This is a genomic window from Burkholderia sp. MS389 (genome assembly GCF_016899425.1).
Lineage (GTDB): Bacteria > Pseudomonadota > Gammaproteobacteria > Burkholderiales > Burkholderiaceae > Burkholderia > Burkholderia sola.
Map to the genome: position 1 here is coordinate 764098 of NZ_CP045994.1, position 24164 is coordinate 788261.

20 protein-coding genes are annotated in these 24164 nt (G+C 68.8%); 6 read left to right on the plus strand and 14 right to left on the minus strand.

From position 1 onward, the window contains the following. The first annotated feature begins 73 nt into the window (after positions 1–73). On the plus strand, positions 74–997 hold the full coding sequence (locus tag GJG85_RS03540; protein WP_050013792.1) for a carbon-nitrogen hydrolase family protein: 924 nt from the start codon (positions 74–76) through the stop codon (positions 995–997). A 69-nt stretch (positions 998–1066) separates the two neighbouring features. Here GJG85_RS03540 and GJG85_RS03545 read toward each other — a convergent pair whose 3' ends face one another. The 8 genes from GJG85_RS03545 to GJG85_RS03580 form a co-directional block, all read right to left on the minus strand. Beyond that, positions 1067–1753 carry a YafY family protein gene (locus tag GJG85_RS03545; RefSeq protein ID WP_006497518.1) on the minus strand — a complete coding sequence of 229 codons (687 nt, stop codon included), beginning with the start codon at positions 1751–1753 and terminating at the stop codon, positions 1067–1069. A gap of 73 nt (positions 1754–1826) precedes the next feature. Beyond that, the gene (locus GJG85_RS03550) at positions 1827–2231 is read right to left on the minus strand and encodes a hypothetical protein (protein WP_006476880.1); all 405 of its coding nucleotides are present in this window, start codon (positions 2229–2231) and stop codon (positions 1827–1829) included. 266 nt (positions 2232–2497) lie between these two features. Then, positions 2498–3799 carry a class I SAM-dependent RNA methyltransferase gene (locus GJG85_RS03555; RefSeq protein WP_050013791.1) on the minus strand — a complete coding sequence of 434 codons (1302 nt, stop codon included), beginning with the start codon at positions 3797–3799 and terminating at the stop codon, positions 2498–2500. A 163-nt stretch (positions 3800–3962) separates the two neighbouring features. Continuing rightward, positions 3963–6092 carry a site-specific recombinase gene (locus GJG85_RS03560; RefSeq protein ID WP_089488174.1) on the minus strand — a complete coding sequence of 710 codons (2130 nt, stop codon included), beginning with the start codon at positions 6090–6092 and terminating at the stop codon, positions 3963–3965. Between the two features lie 483 nt (positions 6093–6575). After that, positions 6576–7289 (minus strand): PqiC family protein, encoded by a 714-nt coding sequence (locus tag GJG85_RS03565; protein WP_089488175.1) that lies wholly within the window; start codon positions 7287–7289, stop codon positions 6576–6578. Beyond that, the gene (locus GJG85_RS03570; RefSeq protein WP_050011799.1) at positions 7286–8905 is read right to left on the minus strand and encodes an MlaD family protein; all 1620 of its coding nucleotides are present in this window, start codon (positions 8903–8905) and stop codon (positions 7286–7288) included. Before GJG85_RS03570 ends, GJG85_RS03565 begins: the two co-directional genes overlap by 4 nt. Beyond that, entirely contained in the window at positions 8898–9533 is a 636-nt protein-coding gene (locus tag GJG85_RS03575; RefSeq protein WP_204383662.1) for a paraquat-inducible protein A, read from the minus strand. The genes GJG85_RS03570 and GJG85_RS03575 overlap by 8 nt, the downstream gene beginning before the upstream one ends. Next, positions 9530–10195 carry a paraquat-inducible protein A gene (locus tag GJG85_RS03580; RefSeq protein WP_050011797.1) on the minus strand — a complete coding sequence of 222 codons (666 nt, stop codon included), beginning with the start codon at positions 10193–10195 and terminating at the stop codon, positions 9530–9532. Before GJG85_RS03580 ends, GJG85_RS03575 begins: the two co-directional genes overlap by 4 nt. 259 nt (positions 10196–10454) lie before the next feature. Here GJG85_RS03580 and GJG85_RS03585 point away from each other — a divergent pair, with 259 nt between their 5' ends. From GJG85_RS03585 to GJG85_RS03600, 4 genes are all read left to right on the plus strand, one after another. Next, the gene (locus GJG85_RS03585) at positions 10455–11015 is read left to right on the plus strand and encodes a cytochrome b (RefSeq protein ID WP_050011796.1); all 561 of its coding nucleotides are present in this window, start codon (positions 10455–10457) and stop codon (positions 11013–11015) included. Between the two features lie 8 nt (positions 11016–11023). Beyond that, a complete protein-coding gene (locus GJG85_RS03590) occupies positions 11024–11584 on the plus strand; it encodes a YceI family protein (protein ID WP_050011795.1) in 561 nt (186 codons plus the stop codon). Positions 11585–11649: 65 nt separating this feature from the next. Further along, positions 11650–12231, plus strand: a complete 582-nt coding sequence (locus GJG85_RS03595; RefSeq protein WP_006476873.1) for a YceI family protein — start codon at positions 11650–11652, stop codon at positions 12229–12231. Between the two features lie 202 nt (positions 12232–12433). Further along, the gene (locus GJG85_RS03600) at positions 12434–13711 is read left to right on the plus strand and encodes an MFS transporter (protein ID WP_050011794.1); all 1278 of its coding nucleotides are present in this window, start codon (positions 12434–12436) and stop codon (positions 13709–13711) included. 18 nt (positions 13712–13729) lie between these two features. Here GJG85_RS03600 and GJG85_RS03605 read toward each other — a convergent pair whose 3' ends face one another. The 6 genes from GJG85_RS03605 to queA all read right to left on the minus strand — a co-directional run bounded on the left by GJG85_RS03605 (position 13730) and on the right by queA (position 21642). After that, positions 13730–15274, minus strand: a complete 1545-nt coding sequence (locus tag GJG85_RS03605) for a S41 family peptidase (protein WP_235356144.1) — start codon at positions 15272–15274, stop codon at positions 13730–13732. A 219-nt stretch (positions 15275–15493) separates the two neighbouring features. Beyond that, positions 15494–16444 (minus strand): protein translocase subunit SecF, encoded by a 951-nt coding sequence (gene secF / locus GJG85_RS03610; RefSeq protein WP_050011793.1) that lies wholly within the window; start codon positions 16442–16444, stop codon positions 15494–15496. 18 nt (positions 16445–16462) lie between these two features. Next, positions 16463–18484, minus strand: coding sequence for a protein translocase subunit SecD (gene secD / locus GJG85_RS03615; protein ID WP_124630594.1), 2022 nt, complete (start codon positions 18482–18484; stop codon positions 16463–16465). A 106-nt stretch (positions 18485–18590) separates the two neighbouring features. Next, complete coding sequence (gene yajC / locus GJG85_RS03620) at positions 18591–18914, minus strand: preprotein translocase subunit YajC (protein WP_006476868.1); 324 nt, start codon at positions 18912–18914, stop codon at positions 18591–18593. A 245-nt stretch (positions 18915–19159) separates the two neighbouring features. Continuing rightward, positions 19160–20347 (minus strand): tRNA guanosine(34) transglycosylase Tgt, encoded by a 1188-nt coding sequence (gene tgt, locus GJG85_RS03625; protein ID WP_124630595.1) that lies wholly within the window; start codon positions 20345–20347, stop codon positions 19160–19162. A 227-nt stretch (positions 20348–20574) separates the two neighbouring features. Continuing rightward, the gene (gene queA / locus GJG85_RS03630) at positions 20575–21642 is read right to left on the minus strand and encodes a tRNA preQ1(34) S-adenosylmethionine ribosyltransferase-isomerase QueA (RefSeq protein ID WP_089488177.1); all 1068 of its coding nucleotides are present in this window, start codon (positions 21640–21642) and stop codon (positions 20575–20577) included. 167 nt (positions 21643–21809) lie between these two features. Here queA and recG point away from each other — a divergent pair, with 167 nt between their 5' ends. Continuing rightward, the gene (recG, locus tag GJG85_RS03635) at positions 21810–24122 is read left to right on the plus strand and encodes an ATP-dependent DNA helicase RecG (RefSeq protein WP_204383663.1); all 2313 of its coding nucleotides are present in this window, start codon (positions 21810–21812) and stop codon (positions 24120–24122) included. The last annotated feature ends 42 nt before the right edge of the window (positions 24123–24164 follow it).

The following is a 24164-nucleotide window of genomic DNA, read 5'->3' on the forward strand; positions in this document are numbered from 1 at the left end:
ATCGTTCTATCGATTTGATCGATGACATCTTATCGATAAAGATGGCGCCATCCCACTCATCGGAGACGCCTATATGTCCACCTCAGTCATCGCCGCGCTGCAGATCGGCGCATCGCCCGCCGGCACGCGCGCCACGCTCGACACGATTCTCGGCTACGAAAGCGCGATCCGCGACAGCGGCGCGTCGCTGGTCGTGCTGCCCGAGGCCGTGCTCGGCGGCTATCCGAAAGGCGAGATCTTCGGCACGCGGCTCGGCTACCGGCTGCCCGAAGGGCGCGACGCGTATGCGCGCTACGCCGCGCAGGCGATCGACGTGCCGGGACCGGAAACCGACGAGCTGGCCGCGCTGTCGCAGCGCACGGGCGCGAGCCTCGTGGTCGGCGTGATCGAGCGCGGCGGGAGCACGCTGTACTGCACGGCGCTGTTCTTCGATCCGCGCGACGGGCTCGTCGCGAAGCACCGCAAGCTGATGCCGACCGGCACCGAGCGGCTGATCTGGGGGCAGGGCGACGGCTCGACGCTGCCGGTCGTCGACACCGCCGCCGGCCGCGCGGGCGCCGCGATCTGCTGGGAGAACCACATGCCGCTGCTGCGCTGCGCGATGTACGCGAAAGGCGTGCAGATCTGGTGCGCGCCGACCGTCGACGAGCGCGACGTATGGCAGAGCTCGATGCGGCACATCGCGCACGAGGGGCGCTGCTTCGTCGTGAGCGCGTGCCAGGTACAGCCGTCGCCGCGCGCGCTCGGCATCGACGTGCCGGGCTGGGACCCGGAGCGGCCGCTGATCCGCGGCGGCAGCGTGATCGTCGGGCCGCTTGGGGACCTGCTGACCGAGCCGCTGATCGGCGAGGCTGGGCTCGTGACCGCGCACGTCGACACCGACGAGCTCGTGAAGGCGCGCTACGACTTCGACGTCGTCGGCCACTACGCGCGTGCGGACGTGTTTTCGCTGCACGTCGACGAGCGGCCGAAGCGGCCGGTGGTGTTCGGCGGGTAACGCAAGCGGGGCCGGGCGCCGCCCGGCGCCCGGGACGTGAAGGCCGAGCACGCCCGCCGCCTTGCCGCGTCAGCGCATCGGTGCTTCCGCGATCCGCATGTAGTCGGCGATCCGCCGGCCTTCCATGTCCGGAAACTGCTCGTGCACGGTGATGTCGCCCATCCGCGCGATGTCGAAGGTGCGGAAATCGTCGCGCAGCTCGCACCACGCGCCGATCGTCCAGCGCCCGCCCCAGTAGACGAGCCCGAGCGGCCACACGCGGCGCTGCGAATGCGCACCGAGCCGGTCGCGATAGTCGAAGCTGACGATGTGGCGCGTGTCGATCGCCTGGTGGATCGCGTCGACCTTCGCGCAAAACGTCTCGTCGATATGGAACGACGGCGCGAATACGGGCAGGCGGTCGAGCGCGGTGCGCTTGTCGGCCGGCATCGCCGACGCGATCTTCGCGAGCGCCGAGCGCGCGCCGCTCGCGAAGCGTGCACCGCCCCAGGTCTCGAGCATGCGCGCGCCGGTGGCGAGCGCCGCCAGCTCCTCGGCCGTGAACGTGAGCGGCGGCAGGCTCGCGTTGCGGTTCAGCCGGTAGCCAATGCCGGCTTCCCCTTCGATCGGCACCCCTGACAGTTGCAGGTCGCGCACGTCGCGATAGACCGTGCGCGGCGACACCGACAGCCAGTCGGCCAGTTGCTGCGCGGTCGTGAGACGACGCCCGCGCAACAGCTCGGCGATCTGGAACAGGCGGTCGGCACGGCGGGTCATGACAGCACCTCGATTCCTCGGGCGACGGGGACTTCGCGATGATAGCGCCGCGCCGGCCCGCTGACCGCTGCGCTCAGTGGCATTTCGGCGCGTGCAGGCCGACGCGGTTGCCTTCCGTGTCGATCAGATAGCCGACGTAGCCGTAGTTGTTCGGCAGCTCGACGACGGAGCCCTGCACGACGCCGCCCGCGCGCTTCGCGCGTTCGAGCGCCGCGACGACCGATTCGCCGGCGTTCAGGTAGACGAGCACGCCGTTCGCGCTCGGCTTGATCTGCTGCGGATCGAACACGATGCTGCCGCCGGTGCTCGACGCGTCGCGATCGAACGTCGCCATCGGCACGCCGCCGATGACCGCGCGCTGCAACGTGGTTTGCAGCACGGTTTCGTAGAAGCGGATCGCGCGATCGAAATCGAGGGACGGAATGTCGAACCACGCGATCGCGCGTTCCGGGGTGGCAGTGGCAGTTGCAGACGTCATGACGAGCTCCTTGTTGTTCGGGTTCTTGATGGAAACCAGCCTTGCATTGCGCCGGGATTGCAGTGTGGCGGGGGGCTGCTGACAGCGTGCTGTCAGTAGTCATGGCGGTGCTGACAAAAGGCGGCGGTGGCGTCCGGTCGTGCGGGAGCGCCCGCGCGGATGGGAGGCGGCAGGGACGTGCAGGACGGCGGCGTAAAGAAAAACGCCCGGCGGGTGCCGGGCGTCGTCTGGGTGTCAGCAGGCGGCCGCAGCGGCCGGTTCGCGTGTCAGGCGTCGCCTTCCGGCGCGGCCGGGCGTGCCTTCACGCTGCCGGCGATCAGGTCGAAGCGGAACAGTCGGCATTCGAGCGCGCCGTTGAACAGCGGCGTCTTCGCCGATTCGCGCAGCCGCAACTGGCCCGGCAGCGAACGGTCGGACGTCAGCAGGAACGCCTGCCAGCCGGTGAAGCGCTGCTTCAGCGCATCGCCGAGCGCGTTGAAGAACTCGCTGTCCGGCGCGTCGGTGTGCGTGCGCCGGAATGCGTCGTCGTTGCCGCGGTTGCGGCCGGTTTCGCGCACCTCGCCGCGCGCACTGCGGCCGCGCACTTCGATCCGCTCGCCGTACGGCGGGTTCGCGAGGAGGATGCCCGGCCCGTCGCACGGCGGCGTCATCCCGCGCGCGTCGACCTGCTTGAGCCACACCGACGGCACGCCGGCGCGCTCGAGGTTCGCGCGCGCCTTCTCGAGCATGTCGCCGGAAATGTCGCTGCCGTACACGCCGAGCGCGTCGCCGCGCTTGGCCCGTGCCGCGCGCTTCGCGTCGAGCGCCGGAACCTTCAGCCCCTGCCACGCGGTGATGTCGTACTGCTTGAGCTTTTCGAAGCCGAACCGGCGTTCGACGCCGGGCGCCACGCCGAGCGCGATCTGCGCGGCTTCCGCGAGGAACGTGCCGCTGCCGCACATCGGGTCGTACAGCGCGGTGCCGGGCGTCCAGCCCGTCAGGCGCAGGATGCCGGCCGCGAGGTTCTCGCGCAGCGGCGCCGCACCCTTGTCGAGACGCCAGCCGCGCTTGAACAGCGGCTCGCCCGACGTGTCGAGGTACAGCGTGCATTCGTTGACGGTCAGGAACGCGAACACGCGCACGTCCGGCGCCCCGGTGTCGATGCTCGGGCGCGAACCGGTTTTCTCGCGCATCCGGTCGCAGATCGCATCCTTCACGCGCAGCGTCGTGAATTCGAGGCTTTTCAGCGGCGACTTGATCGCGGTGATGTCGATGCGCAGCGTCTGCGTCGACGCGAACCAGCGTTCCCACGGCTGCTCGAGCGCGAGCGCGTAGACGTCCTGCTCGTTGCGGTACGGGCCGTGCGCGATCTTCAGCAGGATCCGGCTCGCGATCCGCGAATGGAGGTTCGCGGCCATGCCGGCGGCCCAGCCGCCGCTGAAATGGACGCCGCCCGGCACCTGCGCGCCCGCGGTGAACGGCGCGCCGTTCAGGTGGCGGCCGGCGATTTCGGCCAGCTCGGCGGCAAGCGCCGCTTCGAGGCCGCGCGGGCAGGGGGCGAAGAATTCGAACAGGGTGGGCGAGGACATAAGGCGGGTGAGGACGTGCAAAAGTCGACTATTGTACGCGGCGCGGGCGACCGGGGCCGGCGTTTCGGCGCGGCGGCGCCGGCGCGGCCGCCGCTCGCGCGTGCCGGGCGGGCCGGGAAGGCGGCGAGGGGCGGCCGGGCACGCGCCGCCGCGCCGCCGCAGCTCAGTGCGCGCCCGGCTGGCCGGCGCGCGCGGCGGGGTGGGCCGCCGGCCAGAGCAGCGCGAGCGGATTCGACAGCACCGTGCGGACGATCGCGGCGACGAGCGCGCGCACCTTGGTCGGGCGCAGGCTGCGCGAGCGCACGGCCATCGTGAACGCGAGCGCGAAGCTTACGAGCACGTTGAGGATCGCCATGCTCAGCACGCCCGCGCCGGCCCACCACAGCTCGGGCGTGCCGAGCGCACCCTTGCCCAGCACGCCGAGCGCGACCCCGATCGAGCCGGCCGACAGCGTCACGTGCCGCACCTCGAACGGGAACATGAACACGGTGACGATCGCCGGGACGAGGCCGAGCATCAGGCCGAGGCCGACGTTCGCGACCACGCCCGCGACGTTCGACCGGCAGAAGTGCGCGAGCTTCGCGGCGCCGGCCGCGCCGAGTGTCAGGCGCAGCCGGCGGTTGTACGTGAGCGCGTCGCCGACCCGATGCAGCACGAACCAGTTGTCGGCCCAGCCCGCGAGCAGGCTCGACGCCCACAGCAGCACGCCGGTGAGCGCCGCATAGAACGGCGTCGGGCCCAGCAGCGAGAACGAGTGCAGCGTCGCGTGCGCCTTCTCCGGCGAGATCAGGTTCGCGTGCAGCACGTTGCTTGCGAACAGCTGCACGAGCAGGCACACCGGCAGCACGACGAGCACGTTGCCGGAAATCGCGGCCGCCTGCGTGCGGATCAGCGCGATCACCGACCCGACGAACGCCTTCACGCCTTCGTCGTGGCCGGTGTCGTCGAGCTCGCGCGCGAGCGTCGGCGCGGTCATCGCGGGCTGCTTGGTCGCGAGCGTGAAGTGCAGGAAGTGCATCAGCATGAAGCTGGCCGCGTAGTTGACGCCCGCGAGCAGCCCTTCGAGCATCGACTGCAGGTGCGCGCCCGTGATCGCGAACTTCACGCACACGGTCGCGACGGTGACGAGGCCGCCGCCCGCGGCCATCCGCAGCATCTTCAGGTACTCGGCGCGGCCGCGCGAAATGTAGTGCTCGCCGGTGTCCGCGTTGGTCTCGACGAGCTTGCGCGCGAACAGCGAGAAGTTGCTGCGCACCAGATGCGCGACGCTCTGGCTGCTCTGGTTCGCGTCGACGAGTTCGGCGGTCAGGTGCGCCATCCCGCGCAGGTCGTCGCGCGCCATCCACGCGTTGAGCAGCATTTCCGCGCGCAGGATGCGCATGCGCATCCGCTCGACCTGGAACACGATGTCGACCGACACGCCGTTGCGGTACAGGTGCGCGAACACGTCGTCGACGGCGATCCGGCATTCGTCGAGCAGCACGCGCAGGTAGTTCACCTCGTGCAGCAGCTTGCTCGGGTCGCCGCCGTCCTCGACGGCCGCGTGCGCGGTCTCGACCGCGAGCATCGCCCGCGTGAGGCGGTAGAACGGCTGCGATTCGAGCGGCTGGCGTTCCAGCGGCTTGCGCGCGTCGTCGTCGGATAGCCGGCTGCGCACCGTCTGCGACAGGCCGGTCGAGCTGATCTGGCAGGTCAGGTTGTGCAGCGCGGCCAGCAGGTCGCGCGAGAACGAGCCGGGCTCGTGGCGCTCTTCGTCGGTGACGTCGAACGAGATCAGCTCGGCGATGCGCGCGAGCAGGTCGTCGGGCAGCGCGTCGATCCATTTCGCGTCCTCGGGCGTCGGGAACATCAGCGTGAACAGCGCCGACAGCTCGCGGCGGTTCGGCGCGGGCGGGATCAGCGACGAGTCGATCCGCTCGAACAGCGCGCCGAAGAAGCCCGAATGCACGGGCATGCCGGCATCGCACAGCAGCGAGATGCCGTCGCACTCGCGCAGGATGCCGCGCAGGATGCGCGCCGCGTGGGCTTTCCACGCGGGGTTGCGATCGAGTACGTGGAACAGGTAGCGCAGCCGCGCATGGGCCGGATACGCGCGGGTGTCGGCGTCGCGCTCGGCCGGCGCGTCCTGCACGGTGCCGTTGCGGCGCAGCCAGTGCGCGAGCTCGATCAGCCATTCGCTGCGCTCGGCGTACGACGCGTCGGCATCGGCATTGGCGAGCAGCGCATCGAGCTGGTGACCGGCATTGCGCGACGCGCGCCACTTCTTGATCAGGGTCGTCAGGGAACGAAACATAAACGGAATAGCGAAAGCCCGGGACGGGCGGGTTCGGGATGCCGGCCGGGGAAACGGCGCGGCGCCGGTGAGAACGGGTAAGACGGGGCCGGTGGCCGGACGATGCGCGGCAACCCGCGATGCGGCTGCCCCGCCGCGGTGCACGCGGTTCGCGTGCGGGCGCCGGGAGGCACGGCGGTCGGGTCGAACGCGGCCCGGCGCCGCTGACTGGCGCGCACGACGAGCGGCGCGAGCCTGAAAGTGCGTAGGATCGTCAATCGGGCCGGAAAACGCAAGCCGACCGCATTGCATGGCGCGGGTTCCGGCGGCTTTTGACAAAGAATGTCATGGCCGTCCGGCCGATGCGCGCGGTGCGCGAGGCCGGCTGCGGCGGCGTGCTGCCCGCGTTCGGCTTTCCGCGTGTGCGACTGGATGCGCCGCGCGATTCGACACCGCGCACGCGAACGCCGTGTCGAACGTCCGCCTGCGCGCCGTCGCGTTCGCTTATGCGCCGGACTTGCCCGTCGCGCCGGCGTCGCCGCCGGCCGTCGGGTTGGTCGGGCACGGCACGACCGGCGCGGCGGCCGTCTTGCCGCCGGGCGCGGCCGCCGCGCCGCGGCGGGCGGCCATCGCGCGCACGGCGTCCGCGGCCTGCGCGGCAATCACGTCGAGCGCGCGCCGGTGGCCGGCGACGAGCGCGTCGTAGCCGTCCGCGACCGGTTCCGCGACGCTCGTGCGGCAGGTCATCACGGCCTGCGAGGCCAGCGAGCGCACGCTCCAGACGGCGTCGATCGCCGCGCGCTTGCCCGGCCACGACTCGAAGCGCTGCACGTTCACGCTGATGCGGTACACGGGCACGCCGGCCGGATACGCGGAATTCGCGACGTCGATCGTGCCCAGCTGCGCGGCCAGATCGTCCGACAGCGCGCGGCGGATCTCGTCGGCGGGCGGCGACGCCCAGCGTTCCTGCTCGAGCACGTCGACCTGCGCGGCGTTCTTCTGCACGACCAGCTGGCTCTTCGCGACCTGCTCGGGCACGCCGACCGACGGCACCTCGATCAGGAACGCCGGGTTGGCCGGTGCGGTGCGCAGCGGCGCCGCGGCGTCGGCCGGGCTGAGCGTGTAGAACCGCGCGGGCGGCGAGCTGCACGCGGCGAGCGCGAGTGCGGCGAAGACTGCCGCCGCGCCGCTCGCGAAACCGTTCACGCGTGTCGTCATTGTTTATCTCCTGGCTTGCCCTTGAGCAGCGATTCGGGGTGGCGCTCCAGATAATCGGCGAGCGCGTTCAGCGATTGCAGCGTGCGCGTGAGCTCCTTCAGCGCGCCGCGCACGTCGGACTGCAGCGGCGAATCCTGCTGCAGCGTCGCTTCGGCGGTCGAGAAGGTCTGCTTCGCGGCCGACAGCGTGTCGCGCGCTTCCGGCGCGACCTGCGTGTCGAGCTGCTTGAACAGCTTGTCGGCGTTCGACAGCGCGCTGTTCAGGTTCGCGCCGATCTGGTCGAACGGCACCTTGTCGAGCTTCTTCGCGATGTCGGCGACCTGCAGCTGCAACTCGTCGAGCGTGTTCGGCACGGTCGGCAGCTCGAGCGGCTGGCGGGCCGTGTCGATCTTCACGGCCGGCGCCTTCGGGAAGAAGTCGAGTGCGACGTACAGCTGGCTCGTCAGCAGGTTGCCGGTGCGCAGCTGGCCGCGCAGCCCGTGCTGGACGAGCCGCTCGACGATCTCGCGCCGCGCCGGTTCGCCCTTGCTCTCGATCGTCTCGCGGAAGCGACGGCCGAGGCGTTCCGGATACACGTTGATCGTCACCGGCATCAGGAAGTTCTTCGTCTTCGGATCGAAGTCGATGCCGATGTTCGTCACTTCGCCGAGCACGATGCCGCGGAAATCGACCGGCGCGCCGACGGCGAGCCCGCGCAGCGACTGGTTGAAGTTCATCACGACCTGCAGCGGCTGGCCGTCCGGGTCGCGCATCGCGTCGCCCTCGTCGGAGCCGAGACGGAACGTCGTGTTGTTCGGCGCGGTCGTGCCGGTGCCCTGGTTCGGCGGCGTCTGGAACGCGATGCCGCCGAGGATCACGGTCGCGAGCGACTGCGTGTTCAGCTTCAGGCCGCTCGAATCGAGCCGCAGATCGACGCCGCTCGCCTGCCACCAGCGCGTGTTCAGCCCGACGTACTGGTCGTACGGCGCATTGACGAACACGTTGAACGTCACGCCGGTGCCGTCCTTGTCGAGCGAGAAGCCGACCACCTGGCCGACCTGCACGCGGCGGTAGTAGACCGGCGAGCCGATGTCGACCGAGCCGAGCGAATCGCCGCGCAGCACGTACTGCGTGCCTTTCTGGTCGCCCGTGACGGCGGGGGGCGTCTCGAGGCCGGTGAAGTCGGTCAGCGTGTCCTGGCCGTGACCCGCGTCGACGCCGATGTACGCGCCGGACAGCAGCGTGCCGAGCCCCGACACGCCGGTCGCACCGACGCGCGGCCGCACGATCCAGAAGCGCGAGCCCTTGACCGCGAAATCCTCGGCCTCCTTCTTGAGCTGCACCTGGACCAGCACGCGCGACAGGTCTTTCGACAGCTTGATCGTCTTGACCGTGCCGATCTCGACGTCCTTGTACTTGACCTGGGTCTTGCCCGGCTCGAGCCCTTCGGCGCTATGGAAGCTGATCGTGATTTCCGGGCCGCGCTCGCGCACGGACTTGATCACGAGGCCGATGCCGATCAGCGCGGCGATCAGCGGCACGAGCCAGACGAGCGACGGCAGCCAGCCGCTTTTCGTCGAGATCGTCGGATCGGGCGGCCGGGGCGCGTCGTGCTGCGGGCCTTGTGGACTATTCATTGTGATTCCCTGAGGTTTCGACTGGATCCCAGATCAGGCGGGGATCGAACTGCATCGACGCGAGCATCGTCAGGATCACGACCGAGCCGAACGCGAGCGCGCCGGGGCCGGCCGTGATGACGGCGAGCGAACGGAAATGGACGAGCGCGACGGTCAGCGTCACGACGAAGATGTCGAGCATCGACCAGCGGCCGATGCGCTCGACGATCCGGTAGAGGCGCGTGCGCTGCAGCGGCCGCCACGCGGCGCGGCGCTGCGCGCTGGTGACGAGGATCGTCAGCACACCGAGCTTGAGCATCGGCACGAGGATGCTGGCGACGAACACGACGACGGCGAGCGGCCAGTCCCCGGACGTCCAGAAATAGATGACGCCGCTCATGATCGTGTCCTGCTGCGACCCGACGATCGACGACGTGCGCATGATCGGCAGCAGGTTCGCCGGAATGTAGAGGATCGCGGCTGCGAGCAGCAGCGCCCACGTGCGCATGATGCTGTTCGGTGTGCGCACGTGCAGCGCGCTGCCGCAGCGCGCGCAATGCGCGTGCGGCTGGTCGATCGTCTGCACGAGCCCGCACGCGTGGCAGCTGGCATAGCCCTCGCGGGCGGCGGTCGGCGTGGGGCGCGTCATCGGCGGGGCGCGTCCGGCAGCGGCGCGGCGGGGTCGGGCCGCCCGGGCGTGCGGCCGGCGCGCAGGTCGTCGGCGATGTCCCACACCGTGCGCGGGTCGAACATCAGCACGACGGCGGTCATCAGCGTGAGCGCGCCGAACGCGAACAGCGCCGCGTCGGGCACGACGCGCGCGAGGCTCACCATCTTCACGATCGTGACCACGATGCCGAGCATGAACACCTCGATCATCCCCCACGGCCGCACGAACTGGATCGTGCGCAGCACGAGGTTGAGGCCGGGCGGCACGACGCCGCGGCGGAGCGGCAGCAGCACGTAAAGCAGCGCGGCCATCTCGACGAGCGGGAACAGCACGGTCGAGCAGAACACCATCACGCCGACGATCGCCATGTCCTGATGCCACAGCGTGTCGATCGCGCCGATCAGCGTCGTCTGTACGCGCGTGCCGTTCAGGTCCATTTCGAGGATCGGGAACGTCTGCGCGATGATGAACGTGACGAGCGCCGCGACCGCCAGCGCGGTGATGCGCTCGATCTGCGTGGTGCTGTTGCGATAGAGCAGCGCGTCGCAGCGCGGACAGCGCGCGATCTCGCGGCCGGCGAGGCGCGGTTTATGCAACAGTGCGTCGCATTCGTGGCAGGCAATCAGGTCGTATCGTTGCATGGAAAAGGCGGTGTCGCGACGGCCGGGGGAACGCGTCGACGGGGCCGGAACCCGCGCCAATCTTACCAAAAGGGCTTTTTCGGTGGGTCAAGGATCGTGAGTTGCGTGACCGGTCGTTAACATGGCGGGAAGCCGTCAGCCGGCTGGCGCGCCTGTCCTCAGAGTCCGCGCGCGTCAAAAGGTTGCGGTAGCATGGCGCCCTTGACGTGCGTCGGACGAATTGACCGGCGCAGCCGTTCGCTGAACTGAGGAACCCAAGATGGCATCGAAATCGCCGCCGGCCGTGCCGGCACGCTACGCGCACACCGCGATCGCACTGCACTGGCTGATCGCGCTGCTGATCGTCTGCGGCTTCGCGCTCGGCTGGGTGATGACGGACATCCCCGGCTTCACGCCGACCAAGCTGAAGTATTTCTCGTGGCACAAGTGGATCGGCGTGACGGTGTTCGCGCTGGCCGTCGTGCGCATGCTGTGGCGGGCGACCCACGTGCCGCCGCCGCTGCCGGGCAACACGCCGGCGTGGCAGCGCGCGGCGTCGCACGGCGTGCACATGCTGTTGTACGTGCTGATGATCGCGATCCCGGCGACGGGCTACCTGTATAGCTCGGCGTCGAACATCCCGGTCGTCTATCTCGGCATCGTGCCGCTGCCGCGCCTGATCGACCCCGATCCGGTGCTCAAGGAAACCTTCAAGACGCTGCACGTCTCTTTGAATTACATTCTGCTTGCGCTCGTCGCGATGCACGTGCTCGCGGCGCTCAAGCACCAGCTGTTGGACCGCGACGGCCTGTTGTCGCGCATGCTTCCCTTTGCCAAATGAAGGATCCCATGAAAGTGTCTTTCTCCCGCTCCATGCTGACCGCGTTCGCCGCGGCGGCGTTTGTCGCGTCGGGCGCGGCGCATGCCGACGTCGATCTCGCGAAGAGCAAGGTGTCCGCCGTGTCGAAGCAGATGAACGTGCCGACCGAAGGCGCGTTCAAGAAGTTTTCCGCGCAGGTGAAGTTCGACCCGGCGAAAGCGGCGCAGGGCAGCGCGCAAATGACGATCGACGTCGCGAGCTTCGACCTCGGCGACAAGATGTACAACGACCAGGTCGCCGGCAAGGACTGGTTCGACGCGAAGACCTATCCGCAGGCGACCTTCGTGTCGTCGGCGATCGCGCCGGCCGGCGGCAACAAGTACAACGTGACCGGCAAGCTGACGATCAAGGGCAAGGCCGAGACCGTCACGGTGCCCGTCACGGTCGCGCAGAACGGCGCGACGCAGACGTTCGACGGCGTACTGCCGATCAAGCGTTCGGCCTTCAACGTCGGCACCGGCGAGTGGAAGGACACGTCGATCGTCGCGGACGAAGTGCAGATCAAGTTCCATCTCGTTGCCACGAAGTAAGCGGCGGGTTGCCGCGTCAACTGAATGCCGCGCGAGGGCGCGGCGCCGTTCCCAGGAGAAAAAGTTTGAAAAAGCATCTGATCATCGCCGCCGGCGCGCTGGCCGCTTCGCTGTCGTTCTCGGCCTTCGCCGAAAGCGCGACCTACCAGTTCGACCCGAGCCACACGTACCCGAGCTTCGAGGCTGACCACTTCGGCGGCCTGTCGGTCTGGCGCGGCAAGTTCGACAAGTCGAGCGGCACCGTGACGCTCGATCGCGCGGCGAAGACCGGCACGGTCGACGTGACGACCGACATCGCGTCGATCCACACGGGCAGCGCGAAGCTCGACGAGCACCTGCAGACGGCCGAATTCTTCGATGCGGCGAAGTTCCCGCAGGCGAACTACAAGGGCACGATCAAGTTCGACGGCGACAAGCCGGTGTCGGTGGTCGGCAACCTGACGCTGCATGGCGTCACGAAGCCGCTGACGCTGAAGATCGATTCGTTCAAGTGCATGCCGCACCCGATGCTCAAGCGTGAAGTGTGCGGCGTCGACGCGGTCGGCGAATTCAGCCGCGACGATTTCGGCCTCGACTACGGCAAGCAGTACGGCTTCAAGATGAAGACGAAGCTGCTGATCACGGCCGAAGCGGTCAAGCAGCAGTAAGATTTGCCGGCGAGGCCGGCCGTCGCGCCGGCCGCCGCGGGCCAACCGCCGCGCTCCCGTTACCGGGGCGCGGCGGTTTTTTTTGCGCGCCTATAATCGCCCGAGCGCCGCATGTGGCCAAGCGGATCGCGCAGCGCCGGGCAGGCCGACGGCGCGACGGCGGCCGCCCCGAACAGAACGTACAACGACAAGGAGATCGCCGATGCATGCCGTCACGCAGTCCAGCTCCATTGCCTCGTCGCCGCGCGTGTGGCGCGCGGTGGTCGCCGCATCGATCGGCAACGCGCTCGAGTGGTTCGATCTCGTCGTCTACGGCTTTTTCGCGGTGACGATCTCGAAGCTGTTCTTCCCGGCCGGCAGCGACACCGTGTCGCTGCTGCTCACGCTCGGCACGTTCGGCGTGTCGTTCTTCATGCGGCCGCTCGGCGCGATCGTGCTGGGCGCATACGCCGATCGCGCGGGTCGCAAGGCCGCGCTCACGCTGTCGATCCTGCTGATGATGGCCGGTACGCTCGTGATCGCGGTGCTGCCGACTTACCAGACGATCGGCGTCGCGGCGCCGCTGATCCTCGTCGCCGCGCGGCTGATGCAGGGCTTCTCGGCGGGCGGCGAGTTCGGCAGCGCGACCGCGTTCCTCGCCGAGCATGTGCCGGGCCGGCGCGGTTTCTTCGCGAGCTGGCAGGTCGCGAGCCAGGGGCTCACGACGCTGCTCGCCGCGGGCTTTGGCACCGTGCTGAACGCGCAACTCACGGCCGACCAGATGGCGTCGTGGGGCTGGCGCGTGCCGTTCTTCTTCGGTCTGTTGCTCGGGCCGGTCGCGTACTACATCCGCACCAAGGTCGACGAGACGCCCGAATTCCTCGCGGCCGAAGGCACCGCGAACCCGCTGCGCGATACGTTCGCGACGCACAAGGCGCGTCTCGTGGCCGCGATGGGCGTGGTCGTGCTCGGCACCGTCGCGACCTATCTCGTGCTGTTCATGCCGACCTACGGCGTGAAGCAGCTCGGCCTCGCGCCGTCCGCCGCATTTGCGGCGATTCTCGTCGTCGGCGTGATCCAGATGGCGTTCGCGCCGCTCGTCGGCCACTGGTCGGATCGTTACGGCCGCGTGCGCGTGATGATCGCGCCGGCCGTCGGCATTCTCATGCTGATCTACCCGGCGTTCGCGTATCTCGTCGCGCATCCGGGCTTCGGCACGCTGATCGCGCTGCAGGTGCTGCTCGCGTTCCTGATGACCGGCTACTTCGCGGCGCTGCCGGGGCTGTTGTCCGAAGTGTTCCCGGTGCAGACGCGCACGACCGGGATGTCGCTCGCGTACAACGTCGCGGTGACGATCTTCGGCGGCTTCGGGCCGTTCATCATCGCGTGGCTGATCCGCGAGACGGGGATGAAGACCGCGCCGAGCTTCTACCTGATGTTCGCGGCCGTGCTGAGCCTCGCGGCGCTGGTCGTGCTGCGGCGGCGGTTCGGGTTTCGGTGAAACGGGGCGGGCGGCGCGTCAGTTGTCGCCGCGCTCGCATACCGGCTGCGCCGGCATCAATTGCGCGGGCGCGGCGATGGTCCGCACCGGGCGGCCGGCGAGCGCATTGAGCGCCTGCCGGAGCTGCCAGTCGGCGGCCGTGCCGAAGGCGCGCTGCGGCAGCGCCGCGCTCCTTGCCGTATCGACCTTCGCGCGCACGCGCTCGTCGCGCCGCCTCTGCCGCGCCTTGCGCACCTGCGCGAACGGATCGGGCGCTTGCCGGTCCGCGTACGGCGCGCGCGAGAGATCGACTTCGCGATACCACAGCAACACGCCGTCGACGTCCGCATCTTGGCGCGGCGGCACGAGCCAGTTCGGTACGACGCCGTAACCATCCATCGGGCAGCCGTTCGGCCGCAGGTTGCGCGCGAACGTGAAATTCAGGCGCGTGCCGTCGATCAGGTCGACGCCCGTCTGCGCGAGCCCTTTCCCGTAGGTCGGCATGCCGAGCAGTTGCGCGCGGCCGAGATCCTTCAGCGCCGCCGCGGTTGCTTCGGCGGCCGACGCGCTCTGCCCGTCGACGAGCACGACGAGCGGCACGGTGCGCCACCAGTCGTCGGCCTGCAGCGGCGCGAGCGGATCCTGCCCGCGCATGACGGGCAGTTCGTAGTCGGGCCAGTTGGTCGTGTAGCGGCGGCGGTGCGTGCCGTCGCGCTCGACCGTCACCATCGCGGTGCGGTCGCGTCCCGCGAACAGCGCGGTGATGCCGATCGCCGCATTGAGCGCGCCGCCGCCGTTGATGCGCAGGTCGAGGATCAGCTGTTTCACCGGCGGGCCCGCGCGGCGCGCGGCCTGCACCGCGTCGATATAGTCGCCGACCGCCGGCTCCGGGAAGCTCGACAGCCGCGTGTACAGGACGTCGCCGTCGAGCCGCTTCGCGGTCGCCGGATGCGGTTTGACGATCGCGCGCACGGGCGCGAAGCTCAGCACCGCATGCGTCGGGCCGCGCTGCACCGTGAGCTTCAGCGGCACGCCCGCGTCGCCCTTCGTGAGCTTCGGCAGCGCGCTGCCGTCGAGGCCGACGACGCTCTTGTCGTTCATCGCGACGACGAGATCGTCGGGCCGCACGCCGGCCTTTTCGGCCGGCGCATCGGGAATCACGTCGATGATGTGCAGCCCGTCGGGCCGCGTCTCGAACACGATCCCGATGCCCGGCGTGCCGTCGCGCGCGCGCCGCTCGTCGTCGCGCCGTTCCTGCTCTTCCTTCGCGTTGAAGAAGCGCGCGTACGGCAGCGTCTTGATGCCTTCGTGGGTGGCGGCGTCGAGTAGCGCGCCGATGTCGACGTCGGTCAGGTGTTGCCGCTTCAGCACTTCGACGGCCGCCTTCAGTTCGCAGAGTTGCCGCTCCCAGTCGGGCGGGCAGGGCGACGGCGGTTGGGTGGCGGGCACCGAAGCGGCGGCGGGTGAAGCGGCAGGCAGCGAAGCGGCGGGCGGCGCGGATGCCGGTTGCGCACCGACGAGCGGCGCATACGGGAACGTGGCCGCGGCGGCTGCGCAGACGATGAGGCGACGAACGACAGGCATGGGAAGCATCATCGGAACCGCACGTTCGGACGGGTGACGAGGGGGCTTGCCCGGTTCACGCGCGCGGCCGGCATGCGGCGGGGCAGGGCGGTGACGATTGTAGCCGACGCTCGCGACGGCGCCGATCGAGCCGTTTGCGTGCCGCATGGCGGCGGCCCGCCCATAAAAAAACCGGCCCAAACGGGCCGGTTTTGCTTCGATGCCGAAACGGCGTGGCGCTCAAACCTGCGCGCCCGCGTTCGGATCGTCCGGATCGTGCGCGGTCTTCTTGTCCTTGATCAGGTCTTCGCGCTTGATGCCGAGCCACATCGCGAGCGAGCCCGCGACGAACACCGACGAGTAGATGCCGAACATGATGCCGACCGTCAGCGCGAGCGCGAAGTAGTGCAGCGTCGGGCCGCCGAAGAAGAACATCGACAGCACCATCATTTCCGTCGACGTGTGCGTGATGATCGTGCGCGACATCGTGGTCGTGATCGCGTGGTTGATCACTTCCTGCACGCTCATCTTGCGTTCGCGGCGGAACGTTTCCCGGATCCGGTCGAAGATGACGACCGACTCGTTGACCGAGTAGCCGAGCACCGCGAGGATCGCCGCGAGCACCGCCAGCGAGAACTCCCACTGGAAGAACGCGAAGAAGCCGAGAATGATCACGACGTCGTGCAGGTTGGCGATGATGCCCGCCACCGCGTACTTCCATTCGAAGCGGAACGACAGGTAGATCACGATGCCGATCACGACGCACGCGAGCGCGAGCAGCCCGTCGGTCGCGAGCTCGCGGCCGACCTGCGGGCCGACGAACTCGACGCGCTGCAGCGTGACGTCCGGGCTCTGCGCCTTCAGCGCGCCCATCACCTGGTCGCTCTGCTGCGCGGACGTGAGGCCTTCCTTCAGCTGCAGGCGGATCAGCACGTTGCGCGACGTGCCGAAGTTCTGCACCTGCGCGTCGGCGTAGCCGAGCTTGCCGAGCGTCGCGCGCACGGGCTCGAGCTCCGCGGCCTGCTGGTACTGCACCTCGATCACCGTCCCGCCGGTGAATTCGACGGACAGGTGCAGCCCGCGGTGGAACAGGAAGAACACGGCGGCGAGGAACGTGACCAGCGAGATCACGTTGAACACCAGCGCGTGCCGCATGAACGGAATGTCTTTACGGATGCGGAAAAATTCCATGGCTTCGTCTCCGGGGCCTTATTGGGTCGAGCCCGGTTTCTTCGGCGACACGCGTTGCTGCGCGCGGTTGCGCAACTGCGGCTTGCCGGCGCGCGGCACGTTGCCCTTCGCCGGGGCGGCGAGCTTCGCGGCGCGCGCGGTGTCGGTCGATTCGTCCGCGTCGGTGAACGACGCGGCGGCCGCCGCGCCTTCCGGCTTCCACACCTGGCCGATCGCGAGCGACTTCAGTTTCTTGCGGCCGCCGTACCAGAGGTTGACGATCCCGCGCGAGAAGAACACCGCGGAGAACATCGACGTCAGGATGCCGAGGCAGTGCACGATCGCGAACGCGCGAACCGGGCCCGAGCCGAACGCGAGCAGCGCGAGGCCGGCGATCAGCGTCGTGACGTTCGAGTCGAGAATCGTCGCCCATGCATGCGCGTAGCCGGCCTGGATCGCGAGCTGCGGCGGCTGGCCGGCGCGCAGTTCTTCACGCACGCGCTCGTTGATCAGCACGTTCGAGTCGATCGCCATACCGAGCGCGAGCGCGATGGCCGCGATACCGGGCAGCGTCAGCGTCGCCTGCATCAGCGACAGCACGGCGACGAGCAGCAGCAGGTTCACCGACAGGCCGATCACCGACACCACGCCGAACAGCATGTAGTACGCGATCATGAACACGGCGATCGCGCAGAAGCCCCAGATCACCGAGTGGATGCCCATCTTGATGTTGTCCGCGCCGAGGCTCGGGCCGATCGTGCGTTCCTCGATGATGTCCATCGGCGCGGCGAGCGAACCGGCGCGCAGTAGCAGCGCGAGGTCGGCCGCGGCCTGCGGCGTCGGTTGGCCCGTGATCTGGAAGCGGTCGCCGAGTTCGGACTGGATCGTCGCGACCGTCAACACTTCGCCCTTGCCCTTCTCGAACAGCACCATCGCCATCGGCTTGCCGATGTTCTCGCGCGACACCGTGCGCACCGCGCGGCCACCCGCGGAATCGAGGCGGATGTTGACCGACGGACGCTGGTGTTCGTCGAAGCCGGCCGATGCGTCGATGATGCGGTCGCCGGTGAAGATCACGTCCTTCTTCAGCAGCACGGGCGCCTGGTTGCCTTGCGTGAACAGCTCCTCGCCCGGCGGCACGGGGTCGTTCGGGTTCGGGTGCGTGTTGATCGGGTCGGCGAGGCGCGCCTCGAGCGTCGCGGTGCGGCCGATGATGTCCTTCGCCTTCGCGGTGTCCTGCACGCCCGGCAGTTCGACGACGATGCGGTCGCTGCCTTGCTGCTGCAGGATCGGCTCGGACACGCCGAGCTCGTTCACGCGGTTGTGGAGCGTCGTCAGGTTCTGCTTGAGCGCGGCGTCCTCGACGGCCTTCTGCACGGCCGGCGTGAACGTGCCGACGACTTGCGTGCCGCCGCCGCCGGGCTGGGTCGCCCATTGCAGCTCGGTGATCGACGCGGCGAGCGCCTTGCGGGCGTCTTCCGCCGTCTGCGCGTCGCTGAAGTTGACGACCACGGACTGCTCGACGCGGCTCACGCCGCCGTCGCGGATGTTCTTGTCGCGCAGCAGCGTGCGCGCGTCGGACGCGTCGGAGTCGAGCTTCTTCGTGAGCGCGCCCGTCATGTCGACCTGGAGCAGGAAGTGCACACCGCCGCGCAGGTCGAGGCCGAGATACATCGGCAGCGCGTGCAGCGCGGTCAGCCAGCGCGGCGACGCGCTCTGCAGGTTCAGTGCGACGACGTACTGCGGATCGTTCGGGTCGGTGTTCAGCGATTTCTGCAGCAGGTCCTTGACGCGCAGCTGCGTATCGGTGTCCTTCAGGCGCACGCGGATGTTCGCGCCGGTCGCCGTGTTCTCGAAGGTGATGTCGTCCGGCTTGATCTGCGCGGACGCGAGCGCCGATTCGACCTGGGTCAGCGTGGTCGAGTCGAGCTTGACCGTGGCCTTGCCGCTCGACACCTGCACCGCCGGCGCTTCGCCGAAGAAGTTGGGCAATGTGTACAGAAGGCCGATGGCGAGCGCCACGACCATCACGACATATTTCCAGAGTGGGTAACGATTCATGAGGGGGCCGAACGGGTGGTTGGCGTGAAAGCGTCGCGTCCGGCGCCGCGGCGGCCCGCTCTCTCAGGCGGGCACGTCGCGGGGAGCCGGACGCTCGGTGTAAGCCTTACAGCGACTTGATCGTGCCCTTCGGCAGAATGGTCGTGACGGCAGCCTTCTGCACGGTGATTTCGGTGCCTTCGGCGATTTCGACGCCGATGTAGCCTTCGGTGACCTTCGTCACCTTGCCGACGAGGCCGCCGCTCGTGACGACTTCGTCGCCCTTCGCCATGGCCGCGAGCATGTTGCGGTGTTCCTTCTGGCGCTTCATCTGCGGACGAATCATGATGAAGTACAGCACCGCGAACATCAGGATGAGCGGCAGGAAGCTCATCAGGCTCGATTCGGCGCCACCGGCACCTTGCGCGAAGGCATTGGAAATGAACGGCACGTTGGTCTCTCCGTAGGGGAAGATCGAAAAATAAGCCGGTTATTCTACCACCGGCCCCATGCGCAAACGGCGCAGCAAATGCGCTTGCGGATCAAGCTGTTAAAGCATGATCCGATACCGTTGCGACTTGTCTGGAAAGGCAATTGTAATGTTTGGCGGCCCCGTCCGGCGGTTGGATCGGGTTTTTTGGTGCGTGTCCCATTGGATATGGCTTTCTTTTAGGTCGTGTCCTATGGGGCGGCCCGTCAGTCGACCCCTCTGGCCCGATCCTCCGCGAAACGCTGCCGGAATGCGTCGAACGTATGCGTCTCGATCGCGTCGCGGATCTCGCTCATCAGCTGCAGGTAGTAGTGCAGGTTGTGGATCGTGTTCAGCTGTGCGCCGAGGATCTCGCCGACCCGGTGCAGGTGATGCAGGTAGCCGCGCGAGAAATTCTGGCAGGTGTAGCACGAGCAGGTCGAATCGAGCGGCTTCAGCGAATTCTTGTGCGTTGCGTTGCGGATCTTCACGTCGCCGAAGCGCGTGAAGAGCCAGCCGTTGCGCGCGTTGCGGGTCGGCATCACGCAGTCGAACATGTCGATGCCGTTCGCGACGCCCTCGACCAGGTCCTCCGGCGTGCCGACGCCCATCAGGTAGTGCGGCTTGTTGGCCGGCAGCTTCGGGCCCACGTGGCGCAGCACGCGCATCATGTCTTCCTTCGGCTCGCCCACCGACAGCCCGCCGATCGCGAGGCCGTGGAAACCGAGTTCGGCGAGGCCCGCGAGCGATTCGTCGCGCAGGTCCTCGAACATCCCGCCCTGGACGATCCCGAACAGCGCGTTCGGGTTGCCGAGCCGGTCGAATTCGTCGAGCGAGCGCTTCGCCCAGCGCAGCGACATGCGCATCGAGTCGGCCGCTTCCTTGTGCGTGGTCGGCACGCCGTTGGTCGCGTACGGCGTGCATTCGTCGAACTGCATCACGATGTCCGAGTTCAGCACCTTCTGGATCTGCATCGACACTTCCGGCGACAGGAACAGCTTGTCGCCGTTGATCGGCGACGCGAACGTGACGCCGTCCTCGGTGATCTTGCGCAGGTCGCCGAGCGAGAACACCTGGAAGCCGCCCGAGTCGGTCAGGATCGGCTTGTTCCAGCCCATGAAGCCGTGCAGGCCGCCGTGCGCGTCGATCGTGTCGAGGCCCGGGCGCAGCCACAGGTGGAACGTGTTGCCGAGGATGATCTGGGCCTTGATCTCGTGCAGCTCGCGCGGCTGGATCGCCTTCACGGTGCCGTACGTGCCGACCGGCATGAAGATGGGCGTCTCGACCGTGCCGTGATTGAGCTTCACGCGGCCGCGGCGCGCGTGGCCGTCGGTCGTCAGCAATTCGAATTCGAGCCCGTTGGCCGGGCGGTCCTGCACGGGGGCGTGCGTATCGTGGGATGAACCTTCGGTCATCGTGTTGTTCTCCTCGCTACCGGAAAAAGCTCTGCATGGGACCGGAGTATGCGCTGAAGCGCTGACTCCGGATCGCAAGCCCGGCGCATGTTGGAAACGCCGCCGGGAATCCGGTGGCGGGAAAAAGCGGGTGCGCGCCAGAGTAGCGCACGCAACGCAAAAAAGGGCGCGGTGGCCGTGCGACGCGCTGGCCGTCGTGCGCATCAAGCCCATGCTGCGGACTGCGCTTACGCGCCCGACGTCTCCGGCGTGTCGCGCCGCGTGAGCAGCATCGCGTCGCCGTAGCTGAAGAACCGGTAGCGTTCGGCGATCGCGTGCCGGTACGCGGCGCGGATCGTCTCGACGCCCGCGAACGCGGACACCAGCATCAGCAGCGTCGATTTCGGCAGGTGGAAATTCGTGACGAGCCGGTCGACCACGCGGAAACGGTAGCCGGGCGTGATGAAGATGTCGGTTTCGGCCTGCGTCGCCGCGAGCGCGCGGCCCGCTTCGTCGGCACTGCGCGCCGCGGCTTCGAGCGCGCGCATCGACGTCGTGCCGACCGCGATCACGTTGCCGCCGCGTGCGCGGGTCGCGGCGATCCTGTCGACGAGCGACTGCGGCAGGTCGTACCACTCGCTGTGCATCTTGTGCTCGGCGATGTTGTCGACGCGCACCGGCTGGAACGTGCCGGCGCCGACGTGCAGCGTCAGCGTCGCGCGCTCGACGCCCATCGCGTCGAGCTTCTCCAGCAGCGGCTGATCGAAATGCAGCCCGGCCGTAGGCGCTGCGACCGCGCCCGGATTGCTCGCGTAGACAGTCTGGTAGCGCGTTTCGTCGGTCGCGTCGGGATCGTGCTCGATATACGGCGGCAGCGGCAGGCGGCCGTACTGTTCGATCAGGTCCAGGCACGGCGCGGGGAAGTGCAGCGTGAAGAACGGCTCGACGCGCTCGCCGACCGTCACGTCGAACGCGTCGGCCAGACGCAGCGTCGTGCCGGCGCCCGGCGACTTGCTCGCGCGGATCTGCGCGAGCGCCGTGTGCGTGCCGGTCACGCGCTCGATCAGTACCTCGATCTTGCCGCCGCTGGCCTTCTGGCCGAAGAAACGCGCCTTCAGCACCTTGGTATCGTTGAACACGAGCAGGTCGCCGGGCGCGATGCACGCCGGCAGCTCGGCGAAATGGCGGTCGACGAGGCGTGCGGGCTCGACGGTGCGATCCACCTCGAGCAGGCGGCTCGCGGTGCGATCGGGCAGCGCGGTTTGTGCAATCAGCTCGGGCGGCAGATTGAAATCGAAATCGGAAAGCGTGAACATGCGGGCTGGTTCGAAGCGGCCGGCGGGCGTCGCCGGCAGGGCGGAAACGCGTAATTGGGGCGCGCGAGCCGCTATGATGACGGGATGCGCGGCCTGGCCGGCGTCGTTCGTTCGGACGACGTGAAAGCCGCTATTGTACTTGCCTTGCGAAGCACCCAGACGATCCGATGCCTGTGTCACCACGCCGTTCCCCCGCTGCCGTTGCCGATTCCGCCGATCCGTTCGACGCGGACGATGCCGCCACGCCCGCGCCGGCCGCATCGGGCCCCGGCGCGCGCCGCACCGGCCCGAAGCGCGGCGCCGACGGCCGGCTCGCGCAGCCCGCGGCCGCCGCGCCCGACGCCGACGGCGCCGCCGCGAGCGACGAAGCCGGCGCGGCCGGTGCGAAGCGCAAGAAAAAGGCAGTCGCCGACAAGCCCGTGAAAACCGCCGACAAGCTCGCGAAGCTCGGCCTCACGCGTTCGATCGATCTCGTGCTGCACCTGCCGATGCGCTACGAGGACGAGACCACGCTCACGCCGATCGGCGAGTTGCTGCCGGGCGGCATCGCGCAGACCGAAGGCGTCGTGTTCGACAACGAGGTCACATTCCGGCCGCGCCGCCAGCTCGTCGTGAAGATCCAGGACGACGACGGCGAGCAGCTCGTGCTGCGCTTCCTGAATTTCTACGGGTCGCAGGTCAAGCAGATGGCCGTCGGCCAGCGGCTGCGCGTGCGCGGCGACGTGCGCGGCGGCTTCTTCGGGATGGAAATGGTGCATCCGGCCGTGCGCGTCGTCGAAGCCGACGCACCGCTGCCGCAGGTGCTGACGCCCGTCTATCCGAGTACGGCCGGCGTGTCGCAGGCGTATCTGCGCAAGGCGATCGAGAACGCGGTCGAACGCACGCCGCTGCCCGAACTGCTGCCGCCCGAGATCCAGCGCGATTATCTGAAGCCGCTCGACGTGCCGTCGCTCGAGCAGGCCGTGCGCATCCTGCACCACCCGCGCGTCGATTCGGACGAAGCCGCGCTGATGGACGGCTCGCATCCTGCGTGGACGCGCATCAAGTTCGAGGAGCTGCTCGCGCAGCAGCTGTCGCTGAAGCGGGCGCACGAGGAGCGCCGCACGCGCGCCGCGCCCGCGATGCCGCGCCGCACCGCGACCGATGCCGACGCACTGACCACGCGCTTTTACGCGGCGCTGCCGTTCACGCTGACGGGCGCGCAGGCGCGCGTCGTCGACGAGATCGCGCACGACCTCACGCTCGCGCACCCGATGCAGCGGCTGCTGCAGGGCGACGTCGGCAGCGGCAAGACGGTCGTCGCGGCGCTGGCCGCCACGCAGGCGATCGACGCCGGCTACCAGGCCGCGCTGATGGCCCCGACCGAAATCCTCGCGGAACAGCACGCGCGCAAGCTGCGCGCATGGCTCGAGCCGCTCGGCGTCACGGTGGCGTGGCTCGCGGGCAGCCTGAAAGCGAAGGAGAAACGCGCGGCGATCGAGGCGGCCGCGCTCGGCACCGCGCAGCTCGTGATCGGCACGCACGCGATCATCCAGGACACGGTCGAATTCGCGCGGCTCGGCCTCGTGATCGTCGACGAGCAGCACCGCTTCGGCGTCGAGCAGCGTCTCGCGCTGCGCGCGAAGGCCGCGAATGCGGCCAACGGCGCGCGCGACTTCCAGCCGCACCAGCTGATGATGTCGGCCACGCCGATTCCGCGCACGCTCGCGATGACGTACTACGCGGATCTCGAGGTGTCGACGATCGACGAGCTGCCGCCGGGTCGCACGCCGGTGCTGACGCGGCTGGTGGGCGACGCGCGGCGCGACGAGGTGATCGCCCGCGTGCGCGAGGCCGCGCTGACCGGGCGCCAGGTGTACTGGGTGTGCCCGCTGATCGAGGAGAGCGAGACGCTGCAACTGCAGACGGCCGTCGAAACCTACGAGACGCTGGCCGCGGCGCTGCCCGAGTTGAAGGTCGGCCTCGTGCATGGCCGGCTGTCGCCGGCCGACAAGGCGGCCGTGATGGACGCGTTCACGCGCAACGAAGTGCAGCTGCTGGTCGCGACGACCGTGATCGAGGTCGGCGTCGACGTGCCGAACGCGTCGCTGATGGTCATCGAGCACGCCGAGCGTTTCGGCCTCGCGCAGCTGCACCAGTTGCGCGGCCGCGTCGGGCGCGGCACCGCGGCGTCGGTGTGCGTGCTGCTGTACACCGGGCCGCTGTCGATCGCGGGCCGCGAGCGGTTGAAGACGATGCGCGAGACGACCGACGGCTTCGAGATCGCGCGGCGCGACCTCGAAATCCGCGGCCCCGGCGAATTCCTCGGCGCGCGCCAGTCGGGCGCGGCGATGCTGCGCTTCGCGAACCTCGAGACCGACGGCTGGCTGATCGATCCGGCCCGCGAGGCCGCCGCGCGGCTGATTGCCGCGTATCCGGAGGTCGTCACCCAGCATCTCGCGCGCTGGCTCGGCGCGCGCGAGCAGTACCTGAAAGCCTGATCGACCGGCCCTGGGGCCGGATCGAAAGCCGCCACGAAAGCC

Coding starts and splice junctions, on each gene's coding strand:
- GJG85_RS03540 (WP_050013792.1), top strand. CDS start 74: ATGTCCACCTCAGTCATCGCCGCGCTGCAGATCGGCGCATCGCCCGCC.
- GJG85_RS03545 (WP_006497518.1), bottom strand. CDS start 1,753: ATGACCCGCCGTGCCGACCGCCTGTTCCAGATCGCCGAGCTGTTGCGC.
- GJG85_RS03550 (WP_006476880.1), bottom strand. CDS start 2,231: ATGACGTCTGCAACTGCCACTGCCACCCCGGAACGCGCGATCGCGTGG.
- GJG85_RS03555 (WP_050013791.1), bottom strand. CDS start 3,799: ATGTCCTCGCCCACCCTGTTCGAATTCTTCGCCCCCTGCCCGCGCGGC.
- GJG85_RS03560 (WP_089488174.1), bottom strand. CDS start 6,092: ATGTTTCGTTCCCTGACGACCCTGATCAAGAAGTGGCGCGCGTCGCGC.
- GJG85_RS03565 (WP_089488175.1), bottom strand. CDS start 7,289: ATGACGACACGCGTGAACGGTTTCGCGAGCGGCGCGGCGGCAGTCTTC.
- GJG85_RS03570 (WP_050011799.1), bottom strand. CDS start 8,905: ATGAATAGTCCACAAGGCCCGCAGCACGACGCGCCCCGGCCGCCCGAT.
- GJG85_RS03575 (WP_204383662.1), bottom strand. CDS start 9,533: ATGACGCGCCCCACGCCGACCGCCGCCCGCGAGGGCTATGCCAGCTGC.
- GJG85_RS03580 (WP_050011797.1), bottom strand. CDS start 10,195: ATGCAACGATACGACCTGATTGCCTGCCACGAATGCGACGCACTGTTG.
- GJG85_RS03585 (WP_050011796.1), top strand. CDS start 10,455: ATGGCATCGAAATCGCCGCCGGCCGTGCCGGCACGCTACGCGCACACC.
- GJG85_RS03590 (WP_050011795.1), top strand. CDS start 11,024: ATGAAAGTGTCTTTCTCCCGCTCCATGCTGACCGCGTTCGCCGCGGCG.
- GJG85_RS03600 (WP_050011794.1), top strand. CDS start 12,434: ATGCATGCCGTCACGCAGTCCAGCTCCATTGCCTCGTCGCCGCGCGTG.
- GJG85_RS03605 (WP_235356144.1), bottom strand. CDS start 15,274: ATGCCTGTCGTTCGTCGCCTCATCGTCTGCGCAGCCGCCGCGGCCACG.
- secF (WP_050011793.1), bottom strand. CDS start 16,444: ATGGAATTTTTCCGCATCCGTAAAGACATTCCGTTCATGCGGCACGCG.
- secD (WP_124630594.1), bottom strand. CDS start 18,484: ATGAATCGTTACCCACTCTGGAAATATGTCGTGATGGTCGTGGCGCTC.
- tgt (WP_124630595.1), bottom strand. CDS start 20,347: ATGACCGAAGGTTCATCCCACGATACGCACGCCCCCGTGCAGGACCGC.
- queA (WP_089488177.1), bottom strand. CDS start 21,642: ATGTTCACGCTTTCCGATTTCGATTTCAATCTGCCGCCCGAGCTGATT.
- recG (WP_204383663.1), top strand. CDS start 21,810: ATGCCTGTGTCACCACGCCGTTCCCCCGCTGCCGTTGCCGATTCCGCC.